General features: G+C 52.0%; 11 protein-coding genes and 1 riboswitch. All 11 genes read left to right on the forward strand.

The window, feature by feature from the left end:
* Window positions 1-83 precede the first annotated feature (83 nt).
* On the forward strand, window positions 84-974 hold the full coding sequence (locus tag E6C60_RS05370) for a carbohydrate ABC transporter permease (protein WP_138224866.1): 891 nt from the start codon (window positions 84-86) through the stop codon (window positions 972-974).
* Window positions 975-992: 18 nt separating this feature from the next.
* Window positions 993-1,853 carry a carbohydrate ABC transporter permease gene (locus E6C60_RS05375; protein WP_138224867.1) on the forward strand — a complete coding sequence of 287 codons (861 nt, stop codon included), beginning with the start codon at window positions 993-995 and terminating at the stop codon, window positions 1,851-1,853.
* Between the two features lie 29 nt (window positions 1,854-1,882).
* Window positions 1,883-3,289: a sulfatase family protein gene (locus E6C60_RS05380; protein WP_138224868.1), complete on the forward strand. Its 1,407-nt coding sequence runs from the start codon at window positions 1,883-1,885 to the stop codon at window positions 3,287-3,289.
* A 29-nt stretch (window positions 3,290-3,318) separates the two neighbouring features.
* Window positions 3,319-5,538 carry a beta-glucosidase BglX gene (bglX, locus tag E6C60_RS05385; protein WP_138224869.1) on the forward strand — a complete coding sequence of 740 codons (2,220 nt, stop codon included), beginning with the start codon at window positions 3,319-3,321 and terminating at the stop codon, window positions 5,536-5,538.
* Between the two features lie 53 nt (window positions 5,539-5,591).
* Window positions 5,592-8,987, forward strand: coding sequence for a GH36-type glycosyl hydrolase domain-containing protein (locus tag E6C60_RS05390; RefSeq protein ID WP_138224870.1), 3,396 nt, complete (start codon window positions 5,592-5,594; stop codon window positions 8,985-8,987).
* A 144-nt stretch (window positions 8,988-9,131) separates the two neighbouring features.
* A complete protein-coding gene (locus E6C60_RS05395) occupies window positions 9,132-10,115 on the forward strand; it encodes a LacI family DNA-binding transcriptional regulator (RefSeq protein ID WP_138224871.1) in 984 nt (327 codons plus the stop codon).
* A 739-nt stretch (window positions 10,116-10,854) separates the two neighbouring features.
* A riboswitch (cyclic di-GMP riboswitch) is annotated at window positions 10,855-10,943 on the forward strand.
* Between the two features lie 95 nt (window positions 10,944-11,038).
* Window positions 11,039-13,093: a chemotaxis protein CheA gene (locus E6C60_RS05400; RefSeq protein WP_138224872.1), complete on the forward strand. Its 2,055-nt coding sequence runs from the start codon at window positions 11,039-11,041 to the stop codon at window positions 13,091-13,093.
* A gap of 12 nt (window positions 13,094-13,105) precedes the next feature.
* The gene (locus E6C60_RS05405) at window positions 13,106-13,627 is read left to right on the forward strand and encodes a chemotaxis protein CheW (protein WP_138224873.1); all 522 of its coding nucleotides are present in this window, start codon (window positions 13,106-13,108) and stop codon (window positions 13,625-13,627) included.
* A complete protein-coding gene (locus tag E6C60_RS05410; protein WP_138224874.1) occupies window positions 13,627-15,351 on the forward strand; it encodes a methyl-accepting chemotaxis protein in 1,725 nt (574 codons plus the stop codon). Before E6C60_RS05405 ends, E6C60_RS05410 begins: the two co-directional genes overlap by 1 nt.
* A 69-nt stretch (window positions 15,352-15,420) precedes the next feature.
* Window positions 15,421-16,239 (forward strand): CheR family methyltransferase, encoded by an 819-nt coding sequence (locus E6C60_RS05415; RefSeq protein WP_138224875.1) that lies wholly within the window; start codon window positions 15,421-15,423, stop codon window positions 16,237-16,239.
* Between the two features lies 1 nt (window position 16,240).
* Window positions 16,241-17,257, forward strand: coding sequence for a protein-glutamate methylesterase/protein-glutamine glutaminase (locus tag E6C60_RS05420; protein ID WP_138224876.1), 1,017 nt, complete (start codon window positions 16,241-16,243; stop codon window positions 17,255-17,257).
* Window positions 17,258-17,490 lie beyond the last annotated feature (233 nt).

Raw genomic sequence — 17,490 nt, forward strand, 5'->3', positions numbered from 1 at the left:
CTTCAGCAAAACAAGCGGGCCGGCATGAGGCCGGCCCGCTCCCATATATGCTACGGCATGAAAGAAGGAAGTGACTATTCCTGATGAAAAGCTTTCTGAATAAAAGAGCGCCTTATATTTTCATTGCGCCAACCCTGCTCCTGCTGATTTTGTTCTCTATTGTCCCGATTGCGGTCGCGCTCGTGATCAGCTTCACCGACATGGATCTTGGAGGTCTCGCCAATATGGACCGGGTTGGATTCATCGGCTTCGACAATTATGCGGAGGTCATTCAGGATCCCGTCTTCCATAAGGCGATATACAATACGTTGTTCTACGTCGTGATCGGCGTTCCGCTCGTCATTCTGTTTTCTCTCGGGATCGCTCTGCTCATTAATCTGGGCACGTCCCGCATCTTTAAAGTGTTCCGGGTCGTGTACTATCTCCCTTCCGTGACCAATATCGTCGCCGTTGCGGTGGTCTGGAGCTATCTGTATAATCCGGCGCTCGGTCTGTTCAACTATATGCTGAATTCGGTCGGTCTCCCGGACGTGCCCTGGCTCACGGAACCAACGGTCGCCAAGCTATCCTTGATTTTACTTGCGCTGTGGAAGGCGATTGGACTGAACATGATTATTTTCATTGCGGCACTGCAAGGCATCCCGAGATCCTATTACGAGGCCGCCCAGCTTGACGGGGCAAACACGTGGCAGCAAGTGACGCTGATTACGGTTCCGATGCTTCGCTTTGCGATCTTCTTCGTTTCTATTACAACGATGATCGGCTGGCTGCAGTTCTTCGAGGAGCCATTTGTAATGACAGATGGCGGTCCGTTAGATGGAACGTTGTCCGTATCCCTGTTCATTTACCAGAACGGCTTCCAATTCAACAACTTCGGATACGCAGCGGCAGGGTCGTTCGTCCTGTTCATTTGCATTATCGCCGTCACGCTCGTTCAGCTCAGGCTGCAGAAGAACGAGACAGATATGACTTAAGGCAAGGGAGAGATCATTATGAGTTCAATAACCGCTGGCAAAAGGAAGGGCTCGCAGGAAGGAAAAAGCGGCCGTACGTTTCAGTGGATTTCCGGCATCATCCTGACGATTGGCGGCCTGTTTTTCCTGTTGCCGTTCTTCTGGATGATGATGTCCTCCTTCAAGCCGGAGAACGAAATTGTCCAAATTCCTCCGACGCTATGGCCGGAAACCTTCACGCTGTACAATTTTCAGTATCTGTTCGAGAACATGAACTTCGGTATCTATCTTCGAAATACGCTGATTATCGTGGCGTTCTCGTTCGTAGGATTACTGCTAAACGCCGCTGCAGGTTTTGGCTTCGCCAAATACGATTTTAAAGGCCGGAACGCACTGTTCGTGCTCGTGCTGGCAACGATGATGATCCCAAGTCAGGTGACGATGATTCCGGTTTATTTGATCCTGAATACACTTGGACTTACGAATACGATGACAGGCATTGTGCTGCCGGGTCTGGTGGGGGCCTTCGGGATCTTCCTATTCCGCCAGTTCATGTCTACGGTTCCGACGGAGCTGCTGGAAGCCACACGTCTCGACGGTGCAAGTGAGTATCGTATCTTTCTGCAAATCGTGCTTCCCATTTCAAAGCCGATTCTCGCTGTGCAAGCCATTTTGACGTTCATCGCCGGCTGGAACAGCTTTCTCTGGCCGCTCATTATTGCGAATGATGAAGGGCTCTACACTCTATCGGTCGGCTTGTCGCTGCTTAAGGGGCAATATGCGGCAAACTTCGGCCTCCAGATGGCGGGGGCTACTTTCATGGTCGCGCCGGTGATCCTGTTGTTTACCTATTTTCAGAAGCACATCATTGAGAACTTCAGCATCTCCGGTATGAAATAACAAGCAAGCTCGGAAGGAGGGTGAAAAAGATGTCAGCTAGTAAGCCTAAACGGCCCAACATTTTGTTCATCATGTCGGATGATCATGCTTCCCACGCCATCAGCGCTTATGGGAGCCGGATTAATGAGACGCCGAATCTCGATCGGATCGCGAATGAAGGCATGACCTTTGACAACTGCTTCTGTACGAATTCGATTTGCGCACCGAGCCGGGCGGCCATTCTGACGGGCACGTACAATCATATCAATGGAGTGAAGACATTAGGTGATGATCTGGATGGACGGCAGGTCACGTTCCCGAAGCTATTGCAGGCAGAGGGATACCAGACTGCCATGATCGGGAAGTGGCATCTCGGACACGGTGGTCACCATGACCCGACAGGCTTTGATTATTGGAGTGTGCTGCCAGATCAAGGGGATTATCACGACCCGGATTTTTTGGAGATGGGCACCAAAAAGAAGTTCAAAGGGTATGTGACCGACATTATTACGGACAAGTCGCTTCAATGGATCGACAAGCGCGATCCCAAGCGTCCGTTCTTACTCATGTGCCATCATAAGGCTCCGCATCGTCATTGGGAACCGGACGAGAAGCATATGCACTTATACGAAAATATAGACATTCCCGAGCCGGCTACCTTCAATGACGATTACGCGACCCGTTCGCAAGCTGCTGTCCAGGCGAAGATGCGCATCGATGATCTGAACGAGCTTGATACGAAGAACCCGCCACCGGAAGGACTAACGCCGGAAGAGACCCGCAAGTGGAAGTATCAGCGTTATATCAAGGATTACTTGCGCTGCATTGCTTCAATTGATGACAATGTAGGCCGCTTGCTGGATTATCTGGATGAGCAGGGACTGACCGAGGATACTATTGTGATTTATACGTCTGATCAAGGCTTTTTCCTCGGAGATCATGGGTGGTTTGATAAACGGTTTATGTATGAGGAGTCGCTTCGCATGCCGTTCCTTCTCCGTTATCCGAAGGAAGTCGAGCCGGGCAGTGTGGCGAAGGACATGATTTTGAACACGGATTTTGCTCCAACCTTTCTGGATTACGCAGGCTTGCCGGTTCATGAAAGGATGCAGGGCGTCAGCATTCGTCCTTTGATGAATGGTGTTCTGCCCCAAGACTGGCGGAAAGCAATGGTGTATCGGTACTGGATGCACCTGGACGGCTGCCATGAAGTGTATTCCCACTACGGGCTCCGCACGGAGAGGTATAAGCTCATTTATTATTACGCCCAGGCGTTAGGTACGACGGATTCCCGTGATGAGGACCGCCCGCCGGAGTGGGAGCTTTTTGATCTGGAGGCAGATCCGTATGAGCTGAACAATGTATACGCTGATCCGGCTTATGCCGCTCGGAGGATTACATTGACGAAGCAATTGGAGCAGTTGATGGACGAGATAGAGGATGAATATATCCATTAAATCTATAGAGCTCTTTAAGGGAGCTATTCATGAAAGCTTGGAGGAATGACGCGGTGAACGACATGGAATTGCAACGATTGTTGAGCATGATGACGCTGGAGGAGAAGGTGGATCAGCTCTTGCAGCTGGCTCCGGCTTTTTTTGAAGGGGCGAACAGTGCCGGCCAGATTACCGGTCCGCTTGAAGGGCTTGGGATCACCGAGGCAACGGTACGCCGTGCGGGATCAGCGCTCGGACTCGGCGGTGCCGAGGAGGCGATTGCCATCCAAGACGCGCACTTGCGCCATAACCGGCTTAATATTCCGCTTCTGATCATGGCCGACGTCATCCACGGCTACCGCACCATCTTTCCAGTGCCGCTCGCAATCGGCAGCTCGTGGGACATGGAGTTGGCTGGCCGAACGGCAGCGATCGCGGCCAAGGAAGCAGCGGCAGCGGGCATCCATGTTACCTTCTCACCCATGGCGGATTTGACGCGAGATCCCCGGTGGGGTCGGGTCATGGAATCAACAGGGGAGGATCCATGGCTGAACGGCGAGTATGCGCGAGCGTTTGTGCGCGGCTATCAGGGCAAGGATGTGGCCAAAGAGCCTTATAAGATTGCGGCGTGCATCAAGCACTTTGCCGCATATGGAGCAGCTGAAGGCGGGCGGGATTACAACACCGTGGATATGTCAGAATGGATGCGCCGCGAGTATTATATGCCTTCCTATCGCGCGGCTCTTGATGAGGGCTGCGAAATGGTGATGACGGCATTCAATACAGTGGATGGTATTCCTGCTACGGGCAATCGCAAGCTCATGCGTGACCTGCTGCGAGAGGAATGGGGCTTTAACGGTGTGCTCATTTCGGACTGGGGCGCCGTGAAGGAAATGATTCCGCATGGTGTCGCTGAAAATGAGAGGGAGTGTGCGCGCAAAGCCATTGAAGCCGGGGTCGATATCGAGATGATGTCACCTTGCTATCCGCATCATCTGCAAGAGCTGGTGGAGAGCGGCGAAGTGGACGTCAAGCTCGTGGACGAGGCAGTGATGCGCATTCTAAGGCTGAAGCGTAAGCTCGGGTTATTTCAAAAACCGCATCGATACGCGGACCCGGCGGCGGAGCAGGACATACTGCTCTGTGCAGAGCATTTGGATGCAGCGCATGAAGCCGCGCTTAGGTCCTGCGTACTGTTAAAGAACGAACAGAATACTCTTCCCTTGAATAAGGACATGAAGACTGCGCTCATCGGTCCGTTCGCGGTCAGCGATGATTTGCTGGGGCCATGGTCATGCATGGGCAAGCGGGAAGAAACAGCTACACTGGCCGAAAGCATGAGCCTGCTTGCGGGTTCATCCGCCTTAACCGCCGTTGGCTGCGGTGTCGAATCGATCACGGAAAAGGAGCTCACAGATATGCTGACTGCGGCGCGTTCGGCTGATGTGGTCGTACTGGCGCTTGGCGAAGCTTCGGAGATGAGCGGCGAGGCGGGCTGCCGCGCGGACATACGCCTGCCGGGCTGTCAGCTGGAGCTGGTCCAAAGGGTGCGCGAGCTGGGAAAGCCGACGGTTGCAGTTTTGTTTAACGGCCGACCGCTGGATCTTCACGGTGTACTGGATGAAGCTGATTCCGTACTGGAGGCATGGTACCCTGGCACGAAAGGTGCTGAGGCGGTAGCAGAGCTGCTCTACGGCGAAGCTAATCCCTCAGGACGTTTGACAATGAGCTTCCCGTATTCCGTTGGACAGGTGCCTGTCTACTATAACGCCTTCAATACCGGGCGTCCGCAAAGCGATCCAAGCGCTCCGGTTCGTTATGAATCACAATATCTGGACATCCCGAATGAACCGCTTCTACCGTTTGGTTACGGTCTTGGCTATACCGAGTTTGAGTACGGGCAAGCCGTATTATCTTCCGATGAGCTTCACGCTGGCAGTAGCCTGAGCGCAAGTGTCAGTGTGACGAACGCCGGATCGCGCGCCGGTGAGGAGACCGTTCAACTATATGTGCGAGACATATCGGGTGAGACTGTGCGGCCGCTGCGCGAGCTGAAGGCGTTCCGCAAGATTACGCTTAATGCGGGCGAGACCAAGGAAATCGAGTTCTTGTTGACGGAAGACATGCTTCGATATCACCATAGTGATTTGTCTTACCACAGCGATTCAGGAGCCTTCATAGCGATGGTGGGTCCAAACAGCCGGGAGGTGCAAGAGCTGCCATTCCAGCTGATCTCGGGTGTTTACGGCACGACAACAACTACAACATAAAACAGAGAATACAGACAAGACAGCAGTTAGAGGTAGGGGAAAGGAGCAAGGCAATGAATACTGGGCAATTAGCAAATAGCGAGTTTTCCGTGCAAACAGACGGACTGGCCTTCACGTTTATGAAGAGCGGAGACCTTCGCGAAATTCGCTACAAGGATCTGATGATCAATCAGGTGATGTCGAATCCGCTTGACGGATCGATGAACAATCTTTTTTTACGCTTGCACAAAGAGGGCCGGCTTGAATACGCACCGCTCCTTGGCGTTTCTTCAGGAAGCATCGTCAGCGCTTCTGATCGGCGAATTTTGTGGACAGGAGAAGCACTGGGCGTTGCCTATCGCGTAACCTTTACGTTAATGCCCGGGCTAATCTGGTTCTGGGAGGTCAGCCTGTCCGCAGCGGGAACACCTGGCGTTGTGGTGGACGTTGTCTATGGTCAGGATCTGGGGCTTGCCGATCAAGGAGCCGTGCGCACTAACGAAGCATATATGTCGCAATATATTGGCCATACGGTTTTTGAGACCGACGAGAGAGGCTATACGGTATGCTCGCGGCAGAATCAACCGATGACCACCGGCTTTCCTTATCTGCAGCAAGGATCGTTGACTGGTGCGGCGGGCTTTTCGACCGATGGCTTCCAGTTCTTCGGTCTCTCCTACAAGGAGACGGACGTTCCGGAAGCGCTTTGTCACAAGCAACTGGCGAATAAGGTTTATCAGTACGAATTTGCCTACACGGCACTGCAGTCGGAGCTGCTGGAAGTCGGAATTGAAGAGAAAACGGTGGTCTTTTACGGCCTCCTGAACCCGAATCATGAAGCGGCAATATGCGAGCTGGAATATGTGGATGAGATCAAGCAAGCTTGGCAAGGAGCACAATCACTGAAAGGTGAAGAGCTTTCCCCCATCGGTGAACCCCTTGCCTGGAACGTGAGCGTCGGATCTCCGCTGCAAGCAGACGACATGACGGAAGGCGAGATTCAGGCGCTGTTCCCGTCAAGGCAGCAGGAAGAGCGTGTGAACGATGAGCTGCTTTCCTTTTTCACAGATACGTACGAGCATGTCGTGCTAAAACAAAAAGAGCGGCGCATGGAGCGGCCTCATGGTCATATTCTGATGAGTGGCGACAACGCCCGGGTGAACGACAATGTAGCGTCATCGACAAACTATATGTATGGACTTTTCCACTCGCAAATTACGTTAGGCAATACGTCGTTCAACAAGCTGATGAGTAATGCACGTAACGCGTTGAATGTGTTAAAGACGTCGGGACAGCGGATTTATGTGGAGATTGACGGACAATTTCGGTTGCTGACTCTCCCATCTCTGTACGAACTCGGCTTTAACTACGCACGCTGGCATTACAAAATAGAGAAAGATGTTCTTACGATTACCGCATGGTCGTCTCCGGACGTCCCGGAGTTGTTTCTCGAGGCCTTCTCTCGTCAAGGTGAGGCCTATCGCTTCCTCGTGACTAACCAGATCACGATGAACGACAAGGAATACGAGGTTCCGTTCCTGATGGAACGCGATGGCGGTGAGCTGATCTTCCGAGCTCATCGAGAATCGTTAAGCGCTGGCGTTTACCCGCATCTCCATTTCCGTATGCGCCTTAGCGGCACTGCTATGCAGGTGTTGGACGAGCGCGCGTTGGTTGCGGGAGCGCCGGAAGGCTCCGCCTCCCTGGTTGTGCTAGAGCTGGAGCCGACTGCCATGTGGCGGCTGAGCATTCAAGGGCGTCTGGAAAAAGCCGTCTCAGCGGTACCGGAGCATAACCGCTTGATGGAGCGTCCCGTCGAGGCTGATATTTCGGCCTATCGTCAATTTCTCGGTGACGTCATGAACGGCTTCGACTTATCTCACGATTCGGCGGAGCAGCAGGAAGAGCTGGATAAATATAACACACTCGCTTGGTGGTACACACACAATATGCTTGTGCACTACTCCGTACCGCATGGCCTGGAGCAATACAGCGGTGCTGCCTGGGGCACGCGAGACGTCTGCCAGGGACCGACGGAATATTTTCTTGCGACTGGCAAGTTCGGTCAAGTGAAAGACATTTTGAAAACCGTGTATAGTCATCAATATATAGAAGAAGGAAACTGGCCGCAATGGTTCATGTTTGACCGATATTACCGGATCCAGCAGGAAGAGAGCCACGGCGATGTCATCGTATGGCCGCTTAAGGTGCTTGGCGATTACTTGCGGATTACAGGCGATTACGCATTGCTGAACGAAAAAATCCCTTACACCACGCACGGGGGAGAGCTTACGCAGGTCACCTATACGTTACTTGATCATGCGCGCAAAGAAATTCAGTATATAAAGGACCATTTTCTCCATGGAACCAGGTTGTCATCCTACGGCGATGGGGATTGGGATGACACGCTCCAGCCGGCGAATGCGAAGCTGAAGCAATTTACAATTAGCAGCTGGACTGTGTCGCTAACATTCCAGACATTTACTCAGCTCTCCGGAGTGCTGGCGGATAAGGGCGGTGAACTGGAAGCTTTGGCGAGTGAGCTAAGTGAACTTGCGGAAGGCATGAAGGAAGATTTTAACCGATATCTCGTGAAGGATGGTGTGACCTCTGGCTTTGCTTATATGGAGGAGCCGGGCGAGGTTCAACTGATGCTGCATCCCAGCGATGACAAGACAGGGATCCGTTACCGGCTCCTGCCGATGACTCGCAGCATGATCGGGGAGCTGTTCGATAAGGATCAAGCAGATTCTCATTACCGCTTGATCGAGCAAGAGCTGCTGTGTCCAGATGGCGTGCGCCTGATGAATCGTCCGGCTGATTATGCGGGTGGTGTCAGCACGAGATTCAAGCGCGCCGAGCAAGCGGCTAACTTCGGACGTGAGATCGGGCTTCAATACGTACACGCGCATATTCGCTTCATTGAAGCGACAGCCAAGCTAGGAAAAGCCGAAGAGACCTGGAAGGCGCTGGCTGCAATTAATCCGATCGGCATCCAACACGTAGTGCCGAATGCGGATCTAAGGCAAAGCAATGCTTACTTCAGCAGCTCCGACGGTAAATTCGATGATCGCTACGAAGCTGCGGATGGTTTCGGCAAGCTGCGCTCCGGGGAGGTTAAGGTCAAAGGCGGCTGGCGTATCTATTCCAGTGGTCCGGGGATTTACATGAACCAGCTGATCTCGAACGCACTCGGTATTCGTCAGGAGAGCGGCGATCTGGTGGTAGATCCCGTGCTTCCGGCCGGGATGGATGGCATGCAATTTTGTTTCCGATGGAATGGCAAAAAAATCGTATTCCGTTACAACGTAAGCGGTGAATCGGTTCGCTGCGTTACTGTGAACGGTGAGCAGGTTCTGACGGTACAGCAGCCGAACCGTTACCGCCACGGCGGAGTACGGATTCCGAAAGATCATTTGGAGGCGCTGCTCGTTGATGGCGTGAACGAAATCGTGATTGAGATGGCATAGATAGGCGGGGGATTCAGGAGATTCGGTATAGAGTCTAAACAATATGGACTTTCATGAGAGGAATATATCCCTCGTTCCCCCGTCTCCTGCTATAATTGTAATCATTATGTAAGTAATAGGTAGCAAGTGATAGGAGCGAAAGCTATGGTAAGCATCAAGGACATAGCCAGGCGTGCGGGAGTATCGATTTCGACTGTATCCTATGCGCTCAATGGCAATCCCAAAGTCACCGAGGAGACGAGTAAACGGATTCTTGCCGTGGCGAAAGAGTTGAATTATGTGCCGAACGCGGCCGCTCGCACCCTGAAGAAGCGGGAGACGCGAATTATTGGTGCGTTCCTGACGACTTTTGAAGGCGCTTTTTACGGCAAGCTGCTTCAAGGAATGAAGGAAGAAATGAACAAGCGGGGCTACGATCTCGTCATTTGCAGTGGAACACAATCGCATCGGATGCTGCCTGAAGGTATACTGGACGGTGCGATTATCCTCGATCGCCTATTCTCAGATGAGGAGCTGCTTCTGCATGCGAATCGGGGGCATAAGCTCGTGGTGCTCGACCGGGAGCTCAAGCATGATAATATCGTGCAGGTGCTGCTGGACAACAAAGCCGGCGCGACGTTTGCCATGGAGTATTTAATCCGCAATGGTCATCAGAAGCTGTACGCGGTGACGGGCCCGGAAGGTTCGTTCGACTCTGAACAACGTCTTGGCGCGGCCCGGCAGACGGTGGAGAGGGGAGGCCCGCTTATCACTTATAAGGAGATCCCGGGTAATTTTGATAAGGCAAGCGGCGAGGCGGCAGCCTTGCGGATTATATCGGAGTACGACGGGCCCGTAGGCGTCTTCTGTCTCAACGACGAGATGGCGATCGGTATGTACCAGGCTTTGAGAGGAACACCCTATCGGGTCGGCGAGCATATTCATGTGGTCGGCTTCGACCATATTGACATTACGGATTATGTACAGCCGCGCATGGCTACCATCGATTACTCCGAACGGCGTTGGGGGGCTGTAGCGGCAGAGCAGCTTATCAAGCTGGTCGAAGGCGACAGCTCCGCGCAGCATGAACGAATTTACGTCGGTCTGGTTGAAGGAGAATCTGTAGGGCCGGCGAGCGCTGGCATGTAAAAAAGGACTTTTTTATGGATGAAAGAAGATTGTTGCGAGTATCGAGTAAGTGCGCTATTTATGTAGTTAAGGTCTGGCGAAAACGCTGTTGAAGTTTACCTTGTATTGTAGCATTGAACTAGTTAACTAGAAGAAGGTATCTACCTCACTGATGAGGCGATGCCTTCTTTTTAATTTGCAGTCGGTCGTGCTTGTCAGCAGCAAGCTGCATTCTAACGGTTGCCACAGCGCTTATTAGTGCCAAAAAGTCACATTCCTCAGGCTAACGGTTGCCACAGTGGCTAAATGTGCGAAAGTGCGAGCTTTTAACTAACTAGGGTTCAAATAGCCACGCTGGCAACCGTTAGAGTTACCAAAGTGCGAATCTAGGCTACATAGCGCCTGTGGCAACCGTTAGAGTAATGAGCTGGCGGATGTGGGCTACCGACCGCCCGTGCCAACCGCTAGAGCTACTAGCCGGCGGATGTGGGCTACCGACCGCCTGTGGCAACCGTTAAATTTACCGAAGCACAATTAGCATAACGCGACCTGGAATTTGCCCACCCATCAGCAAGCATTGAGGTTACCGACCAACCTCTGCGGTAGCCGCCAGAGTTACAATTCACCGGACCCCATATTACATCGCTTCTGCGAATTAAGACTCACGCCAGGAAGAGGTGATATGGGTACATAGAACTTGAAAAAATGGATTGACAAGTCTAAAGTCCTACATTATATTAAGCATATAATGTCGAAAAAAAGATATATTTGGCAAACTTGTCGAAAGACTAGGACGCAAAGCCACGGGTCTAAAGCAATGAGAATTGCTACGATCGCCGGGTTGCAGCAGCAGACACATGTCTGCTTGTTCCTCTGTCCTTTTACATGGGCAGAGGTTTTTTTGTTACCAAATCAAGCGTTGATCACTGCATGAGGGAGAGCCTATGACTGATTCAAGCCCGATCGATTCACTTCTGGAGATGTATTTGTTTGAAAATTCCACTTTGCTGGAGCAGCTAGAGAATATCATTTTGGAATGCGAGCATGTCAATGCTTACCCGGCAGCAGCCGTCCACGAGATTTTCCGGATCATGCATACGATTAAGGGCTCCTCCACCATGATGCAATTCAATCACATTGCCGCTTTGTCGCATGCGATGGAGGATCTTTTTGCGTATTTAAGGGAACGGGAAGAGGTGCTGGCTGACTATTCCCAGCTGTCCGAGCTCGTGCTTCAAGGCAGTGATTTCATCAAGATCGAGCTGCTCAAGCTGCAAAATGGACATATCGCAGATGAAGACAGCGCGACTCTGACCCACAGAATTACGGCTTATCTGGACCAGCTGAAAACGAGCCAAGACCCATGTCCTGCTACGTCCTCGGAGGATGATCATGAAATCGGTTTAGCGAATCTGGACGCTCCTGCGGCCGGGTTTAAAGCGGTTGTATTTTTCGGCAATGACCCGGGAATGGAAGGTGTAAGAGCTGTTCAGCTTATTCAGAGCCTGGAAGACATCGAAGCGAATTACAGCTATCATCCCAAGGATTCACTAGGGGGAGCAGAAGAGACTGCATTTATCCGGAATCATGGCTTCCAGCTTCTTTTTCAGGATAAGCATAATTACAGTGAGGTGCATCAATGCATCAGAGAGGCTTGCGGCGTGACGGCCGTTCAATTGTTTGACAGTGACGCTGACAGCAGCAACCACAGCCACCACAACGGTAAGCGTGACCATGAACCAACCACAGCTCCTCGCCTGGCACATCCAAGCTCAAAAAATGAAGCGGAGGATAAGGTGCCTCTGGCAGCGGTTGAGCGTTCCCCTATGCAGTCAGCCAGCTATCTGAGCGTAAATGTCAGCAAGCTGGATGAGCTGATGAATCTGATCGGCGAGCTTGTTATTGCGGAATCCATGGTCTCCCAGCATCCGGAGCTTCAAGGGCACCCGCTGGAGCAGTTCAAGCATGCCGCCCGGCATCTTACCAAGATTACCAAGGAAATTCAGGATAAAACGATGTCCATTCGCATGGTGCCTCTGGAAAGCTGCTTCCACAAAATGAACCGAGTGCTGCGCGACATGTCCAAGAAGCTGGACAAGGATATCCGGCTTCAGCTGATCGGCGAAGAAACCGAGGTCGATAAGAGCATCATTGACAAAATAACGGATCCTCTGATGCATCTCGTCCGCAATGCCGCGGATCATGGATTGGAGACGGGCCCTGAACGAGAAGCCGCGGGAAAAGCGCGGACCGGAACGCTCACGTTAGAAGCCCGGAACACGGGCAGTGAGGTTATGATTATCGTTCGGGACGACGGCCGGGGGATGGACCGGGGAAAGCTGCTAGCTCGCGCGCGCGAGAAAAATATGCTTTACAAGGAAGAGGCCGACATGTCTGATCGGGAGGTCTATCAGCTGATTTTCATGCCGGGTTTTTCGACCAAAGACAGTATCTCCGAATTTAGCGGCCGGGGGGTTGGCATGGACGTCGTGCTCCAAAATATTGACAGCATCGGTGGAACCGTATTCATCGACAGTGAGCCGGGACACGGCTCTGCCATTACCATTAAAATTCCGCTGACACTGGCCATCATTGACGGCATGAATGTGAAGGTAGGCTCCTCTCGCTTCACCCTTCCGATCTCTTCGATTAAGGAATCGTTCCGGCCACAAGGCAAGGATATCATCAGGGATCCGGATGGCTGTGAAATGATCATGGTCCGGGGGCAATGCTATGCCATCATTCGGCTGTATGAGCATTTCAAGCTCCATTCCGATGTCCAAACGGTGGAGGACGGCATTTTAACGATGGTAGAAGTGGACGGGCAGCAGGTATGTCTTTTTGCAGATGAGCTGCTTGCTCAGCAGCAGGTGGTGATCAAGGCTCTGCCGGTCTACATTAAGAAGCTTACGAATTTAAAAGGAATTGCGGGATGCACGCTCTTAAGCGATGGGAGCACCAGCTTGATTCTGGATATTCCGCATCTGATATCACATTAGGGAGAGGATCACATGGGGCAGGCGTCCAATTTGGCATTACAGGACGATGGGGGACAGGTTGAGGATACGCTGACAGGGAAGTTTCTAACGTTTTTGGTGGATCAGGAGTACTACGGCATTCCGATTCAATATGTAAAAGAAATTGTGGGGCTGCACACCATCACGGAGGTCCCGGAAATGCCGGTGTACATCAAGGGCATTATTAATTTAAGAGGCAGAATTATTCCCATAATGGATATCCGCCTTCGATTTAAAAAGCCATACCGGGCATACAATGACCGGACTTGCATTATCGTTGTGGACATTGATGAGCTGTGTGTCGGTCTGATCGTGGATAGTGTGTCTGAGGTATTGTGGATTGCTAGTGAAGACATTGTTCCTCCTCCAGGTCTTGGCATCGGCGGCGCGAGATATGTGATGGGAGTCGGAAGGTCCGATGGCGGCGCGAAGCTGCTGCTCGACTGTAACCGGCTGCTTAATGATCATGAGCTGGAACAGCTCGATAACCTAAACACCCCCAGGGAGGAACTGTAATGAAATGGTTCATGGATTTGAAAATTGGTAGAAAGCTCATTCTTTCGTTCGTATTTGTCGCGCTTTTGGCAGGAGTGGTGGGCACAGTTGGCGTCCTGAATATGAACAATATCGACAAGGATTACAATCAGCTATATGCAGATTACGGAGTCGCTGTAGGTGATATTGGCTCAGCAGGAATATCTTTTCATCAGATGAGAGCTTCCATACGGGATGTGATGCTGACTGAAAATTCAGCAGACAAGCAGCAGTACGTGGAAGATGCACGGAGTAAGCTCCCGCTAATTAACGCTGCATTAATGAGGTTTGAGGAGTCTCTGGTAAATGAGTCCACCCGCCAAATCTTCAATGAGCTGCAGCAAACGCTTCAGCAGTATGAAACGGTGTTTGAAAATGCGATGGCTCTGGATCGCGATGGACAAACCCAGCAGGCCTACGAGCTGATTCAGACCGAGGCGAATGCGCTAGCTGGCGTCGCGTCCGGGTACATAGCCCAGCTGTATGATAACAAAATTACCGACGGCTATGCATTGTCAGAGCAGCTGACCGACCAGACAAATACGACCATTGTAACGATGATTGTCATTGTGGCAGTTTCTGTCCTTTCGGCGATCGTGCTGGGTTTATTGATTTCCCGGTGGATCAGCGGACCGATCCGTAACATGGTTCATGTGGCAGAAAGTATTGCTGATGGAGATTTGAATGTTGCTATTGAAGTGAATTCCAAGGATGAAGTGGGCGTGCTTGCCGCAGCCTTCCAGCGCATGACCGATAATTTGAACAACGTCATGAACAATATTCAGACCGCTTCCGAGCAGGTTGCTTCCGGTGCAAGACAAGTGTCCGAGGCCAGTATTACGCTATCCGACGGTGCTACCGAGCAGGCAAGCTCGGTGGAGGAATTAACGGCATCTCTACAAGAGGTATCAGCGCAAACACAGCAAAATGCGGGGGGTTCTGACCGTGCCAATCTTTTGGCAGTAGAGACCAAAGCCAATGCAGCCAGAGGCAGCAGCCAAATGAAGGATATGCTGGAGGCGATGGAGGATATCAATCAGGCCTCGGCCAGCATCTCCAAGATCATTAAGGTGATTGATGAAATTGCGTTTCAGACGAATATTTTGGCACTGAATGCGGCTGTGGAAGCTGCCCGTGCCGGTCAGCACGGCAAGGGGTTTGCGGTGGTAGCAGAAGAAGTACGGAATTTGGCAGCACGATCGGCGAATGCAGCGAAAGAGACGACAGAGATGATTGAAGGCTCCATGAAAAAAGTAGAAGCAGGCACCAAGATTGCCAACGAAACGGCCTCGGCCCTGCAGCAGATTGTCGACGATATTTCACAGGTTGCGGAGCTGATTGACCAGATTGCGGTGTCGTCCAATGAACAGGCAGCTGGGATTAACCAGATCAATCAAGGCTTGATTCAGGTCTCCCAGGTGGTACAAGGAAATTCGGCGACCTCGGAAGAAAGCGCAGCAGCGAGTGAGGAGCTGTCGAGCCAGGCAGAGCTTTTGAATGAGCAGCTGAGTAAGTTCAAGCTTCGTAAAATCCATGGGTCAGTCAGCTACCGGTCTCAGCCTATGTCCCCTGATCTGATTCGCATGATCGAGAAGCTGAGCTATACTGCGGACAGACCGGCTGCGGAGCCTGTGGTGGCCTTTAAGGAATATAAGGAAAAGCCGCTGAAAATCTCCCTTAGTGACGAGGAGTTTGGAAAATATTAGTTCTTGAATGAACTGCGATTAGAGGGGGGGCGCCCCCTCTTTTTTAGTCAGGAGAGGTGAGGGATTGCGATGATTCAAATTACAGATCAGGAGTTTCAGCAGCTCGTGCATTATATTAAGCAGCATTACGGCATTCATCTGAAGGCCGAGAAGAGAACGCTGGTCATGGGGCGCTTGGGAAGTGTGCTGCAGCAACTGAGGATGAACAGCTTTACGGAATATATCGAATATGTGCAAGCCGATCCAACGGGGCAGGCCTCGCGTCTGCTGGCAGACAAAATTTCCACGAACCACACGTTTTTTATGCGCGAGCCAGAGCATTTTTTGTTGTTCCGGGATCAGGTTCTGCCGAGTCTGGTGCATCAAGCCAGGGATCAGGATCTGCGGGTATGGAGTGCAGGCTGCTCTACGGGCGAGGAGCCGTACACGCTTGCCATGATCATGGACGAGTATTTTGGCTTGGAGAAGTCGGAGTGGGACACCCGGGTGCTCGCCACGGATCTTTCGAGCAAGGTGCTGGATACCTGCAGGGCAGGTCTGTACGAGGAGGAGAAGCTGCAAGCGCTGCCGGCTCCGTGGCGCAAGGCTTATTTTCAAGCTGCAGGCCCCGGGAAGTTTAAGGTAGCCAAAAAGCTGCAGCAGGAGGTTATTTTTCGCCGATTTAATCTGATGGAGCCAGTGTTTCCATTTAAAAAGAAGTTCCACGTCATATTTTGCCGGAATGTGATGATCTATTTCGATGCCGTGACCAAGCGCCAGCTTGTGGAAAAGTTTTATGAGTGGATGGAGCCGGGGGGATATCTGTTTATTGGGCATTCAGAAACGCTTGATCGGGAGCATACGAAATTCAAGTATATGATGCCGGCGGTGTACCGAAAGGAGGGGTAAGATGAGAAAAATCCGGGTGCTCGTTGTCGATGACTCCCTGTTGTTTCGCGAGGTGCTTTCGCGGGGGCTGATGATGGATCCCGGCATTGAGGTGGTAGCCACCGCAGAAGATCCTTTTGATGCCAGGGACAAAATATTGGAGCTTCGGCCCGACGTCATGACCTGTGATATTGAAATGCCCAAAATGAACGGCATTGATTTCATCCAGCGTCTGCTGCCGCAATATGCCTTGCCGGTCGTTGTGATCAGCACGATCAGTCATGCCGTGTTTGATGCCTTGAATGCGGGAGCGGTCGATTTTCTGGCCAAGCCGAATGTGCAGACCTTGCAGCAGATGCAACTCTTTATTCAAGAGCTGATTACGAAGGTGAAGACGGCGGCAAAGGCAAATCTGGTACAGCACAGAGCTTCTCCTGCTCTATCCCGTGCATGGCCGTCACCCGCAGCAGCCGCGGAGGATCGGTTGATTGCGGTTGGTGCATCCACGGGAGGTACGGAAGCCATCCACGATCTGTTAAAAAGCCTGCCCGACGATCTGCCGGGCATGCTGATTGTACAGCATATTCCGCCGGTGTTCTCTCGCATGTTTGCAGAACGGTTGAACCAGTTCTCCGGTTTTACGGTGTGTGAGGCGAGCAGTGGACTATATGTGCAGCGCGGTCATGTGTATATTGCTCCCGGCGATCAGCATATGAAGGTGAAAAAGATAGGCGACCGGTACAGAATTGAGTGCTTTCATGGTGACAAAGTGAATGGTCACTGTCCGTCGGTAGATGTGCTGTTTGATTCTGTCGCCAAGGAGGCAGGGGCCCATGGCATCGGGATTATTCTGACCGGGATGGGATACGACGGGGCAAAAGGGCTCATGTCCATGCGCCGCAAAGGAGCCCGCACGCTCGGACAGGACGAGGCTTCTTGCGTCGTCTACGGCATGCCCAAGGCCGCCTACCAGCTTGGCGCGGTGGAGAAGCAGGCTTCTCTCACGCACCTGCCCAGAGTGCTGTGCAGCATGATCTAGACCGGCCGGGTAGGAGCGGGTGTGGGTGTGGGCTTGGCGGCGGGCCTGGCTTTGGTGCTGGGCCTGGCTTTGCTGAAGCTAGGGGGTCTAACGGTTGCCACAAGCGTTAACTAGAAGCTATTGCGCACATTGCAAATCTAACGGTTGCCAGCGTGGCTAAACAACGCAAATTGCAAGGAAAACGCGCAGTTCGGTGCAAATAGCCACTATAGCAACCCTTAGAAAGACAAATG

The sequence above is a fragment of the Paenibacillus algicola genome (assembly GCF_005577435.1).
Taxonomy (GTDB): Bacteria; Bacillota; Bacilli; order Paenibacillales; family Paenibacillaceae; genus Paenibacillus_AQ; species Paenibacillus_AQ algicola.

What these genes read in the sequence shown, in the direction of transcription:
- E6C60_RS05370 (WP_138224866.1), top strand. Translation starts at nt 84, where the DNA reads ATGAAAAGCTTTCTGAATAAAAGAGCGCCTTATATTTTCATTGCGCCA.
- E6C60_RS05375 (WP_138224867.1), top strand. Translation starts at nt 993, where the DNA reads ATGAGTTCAATAACCGCTGGCAAAAGGAAGGGCTCGCAGGAAGGAAAA.
- E6C60_RS05380 (WP_138224868.1), top strand. Translation starts at nt 1,883, where the DNA reads ATGTCAGCTAGTAAGCCTAAACGGCCCAACATTTTGTTCATCATGTCG.
- bglX (WP_138224869.1), top strand. Translation starts at nt 3,319, where the DNA reads ATGAAAGCTTGGAGGAATGACGCGGTGAACGACATGGAATTGCAACGA.
- E6C60_RS05390 (WP_138224870.1), top strand. Translation starts at nt 5,592, where the DNA reads ATGAATACTGGGCAATTAGCAAATAGCGAGTTTTCCGTGCAAACAGAC.
- E6C60_RS05395 (WP_138224871.1), top strand. Translation starts at nt 9,132, where the DNA reads ATGGTAAGCATCAAGGACATAGCCAGGCGTGCGGGAGTATCGATTTCG.
- E6C60_RS05400 (WP_138224872.1), top strand. Translation starts at nt 11,039, where the DNA reads ATGACTGATTCAAGCCCGATCGATTCACTTCTGGAGATGTATTTGTTT.
- E6C60_RS05405 (WP_138224873.1), top strand. Translation starts at nt 13,106, where the DNA reads ATGGGGCAGGCGTCCAATTTGGCATTACAGGACGATGGGGGACAGGTT.
- E6C60_RS05410 (WP_138224874.1), top strand. Translation starts at nt 13,627, where the DNA reads ATGAAATGGTTCATGGATTTGAAAATTGGTAGAAAGCTCATTCTTTCG.
- E6C60_RS05415 (WP_138224875.1), top strand. Translation starts at nt 15,421, where the DNA reads ATGATTCAAATTACAGATCAGGAGTTTCAGCAGCTCGTGCATTATATT.
- E6C60_RS05420 (WP_138224876.1), top strand. Translation starts at nt 16,241, where the DNA reads ATGAGAAAAATCCGGGTGCTCGTTGTCGATGACTCCCTGTTGTTTCGC.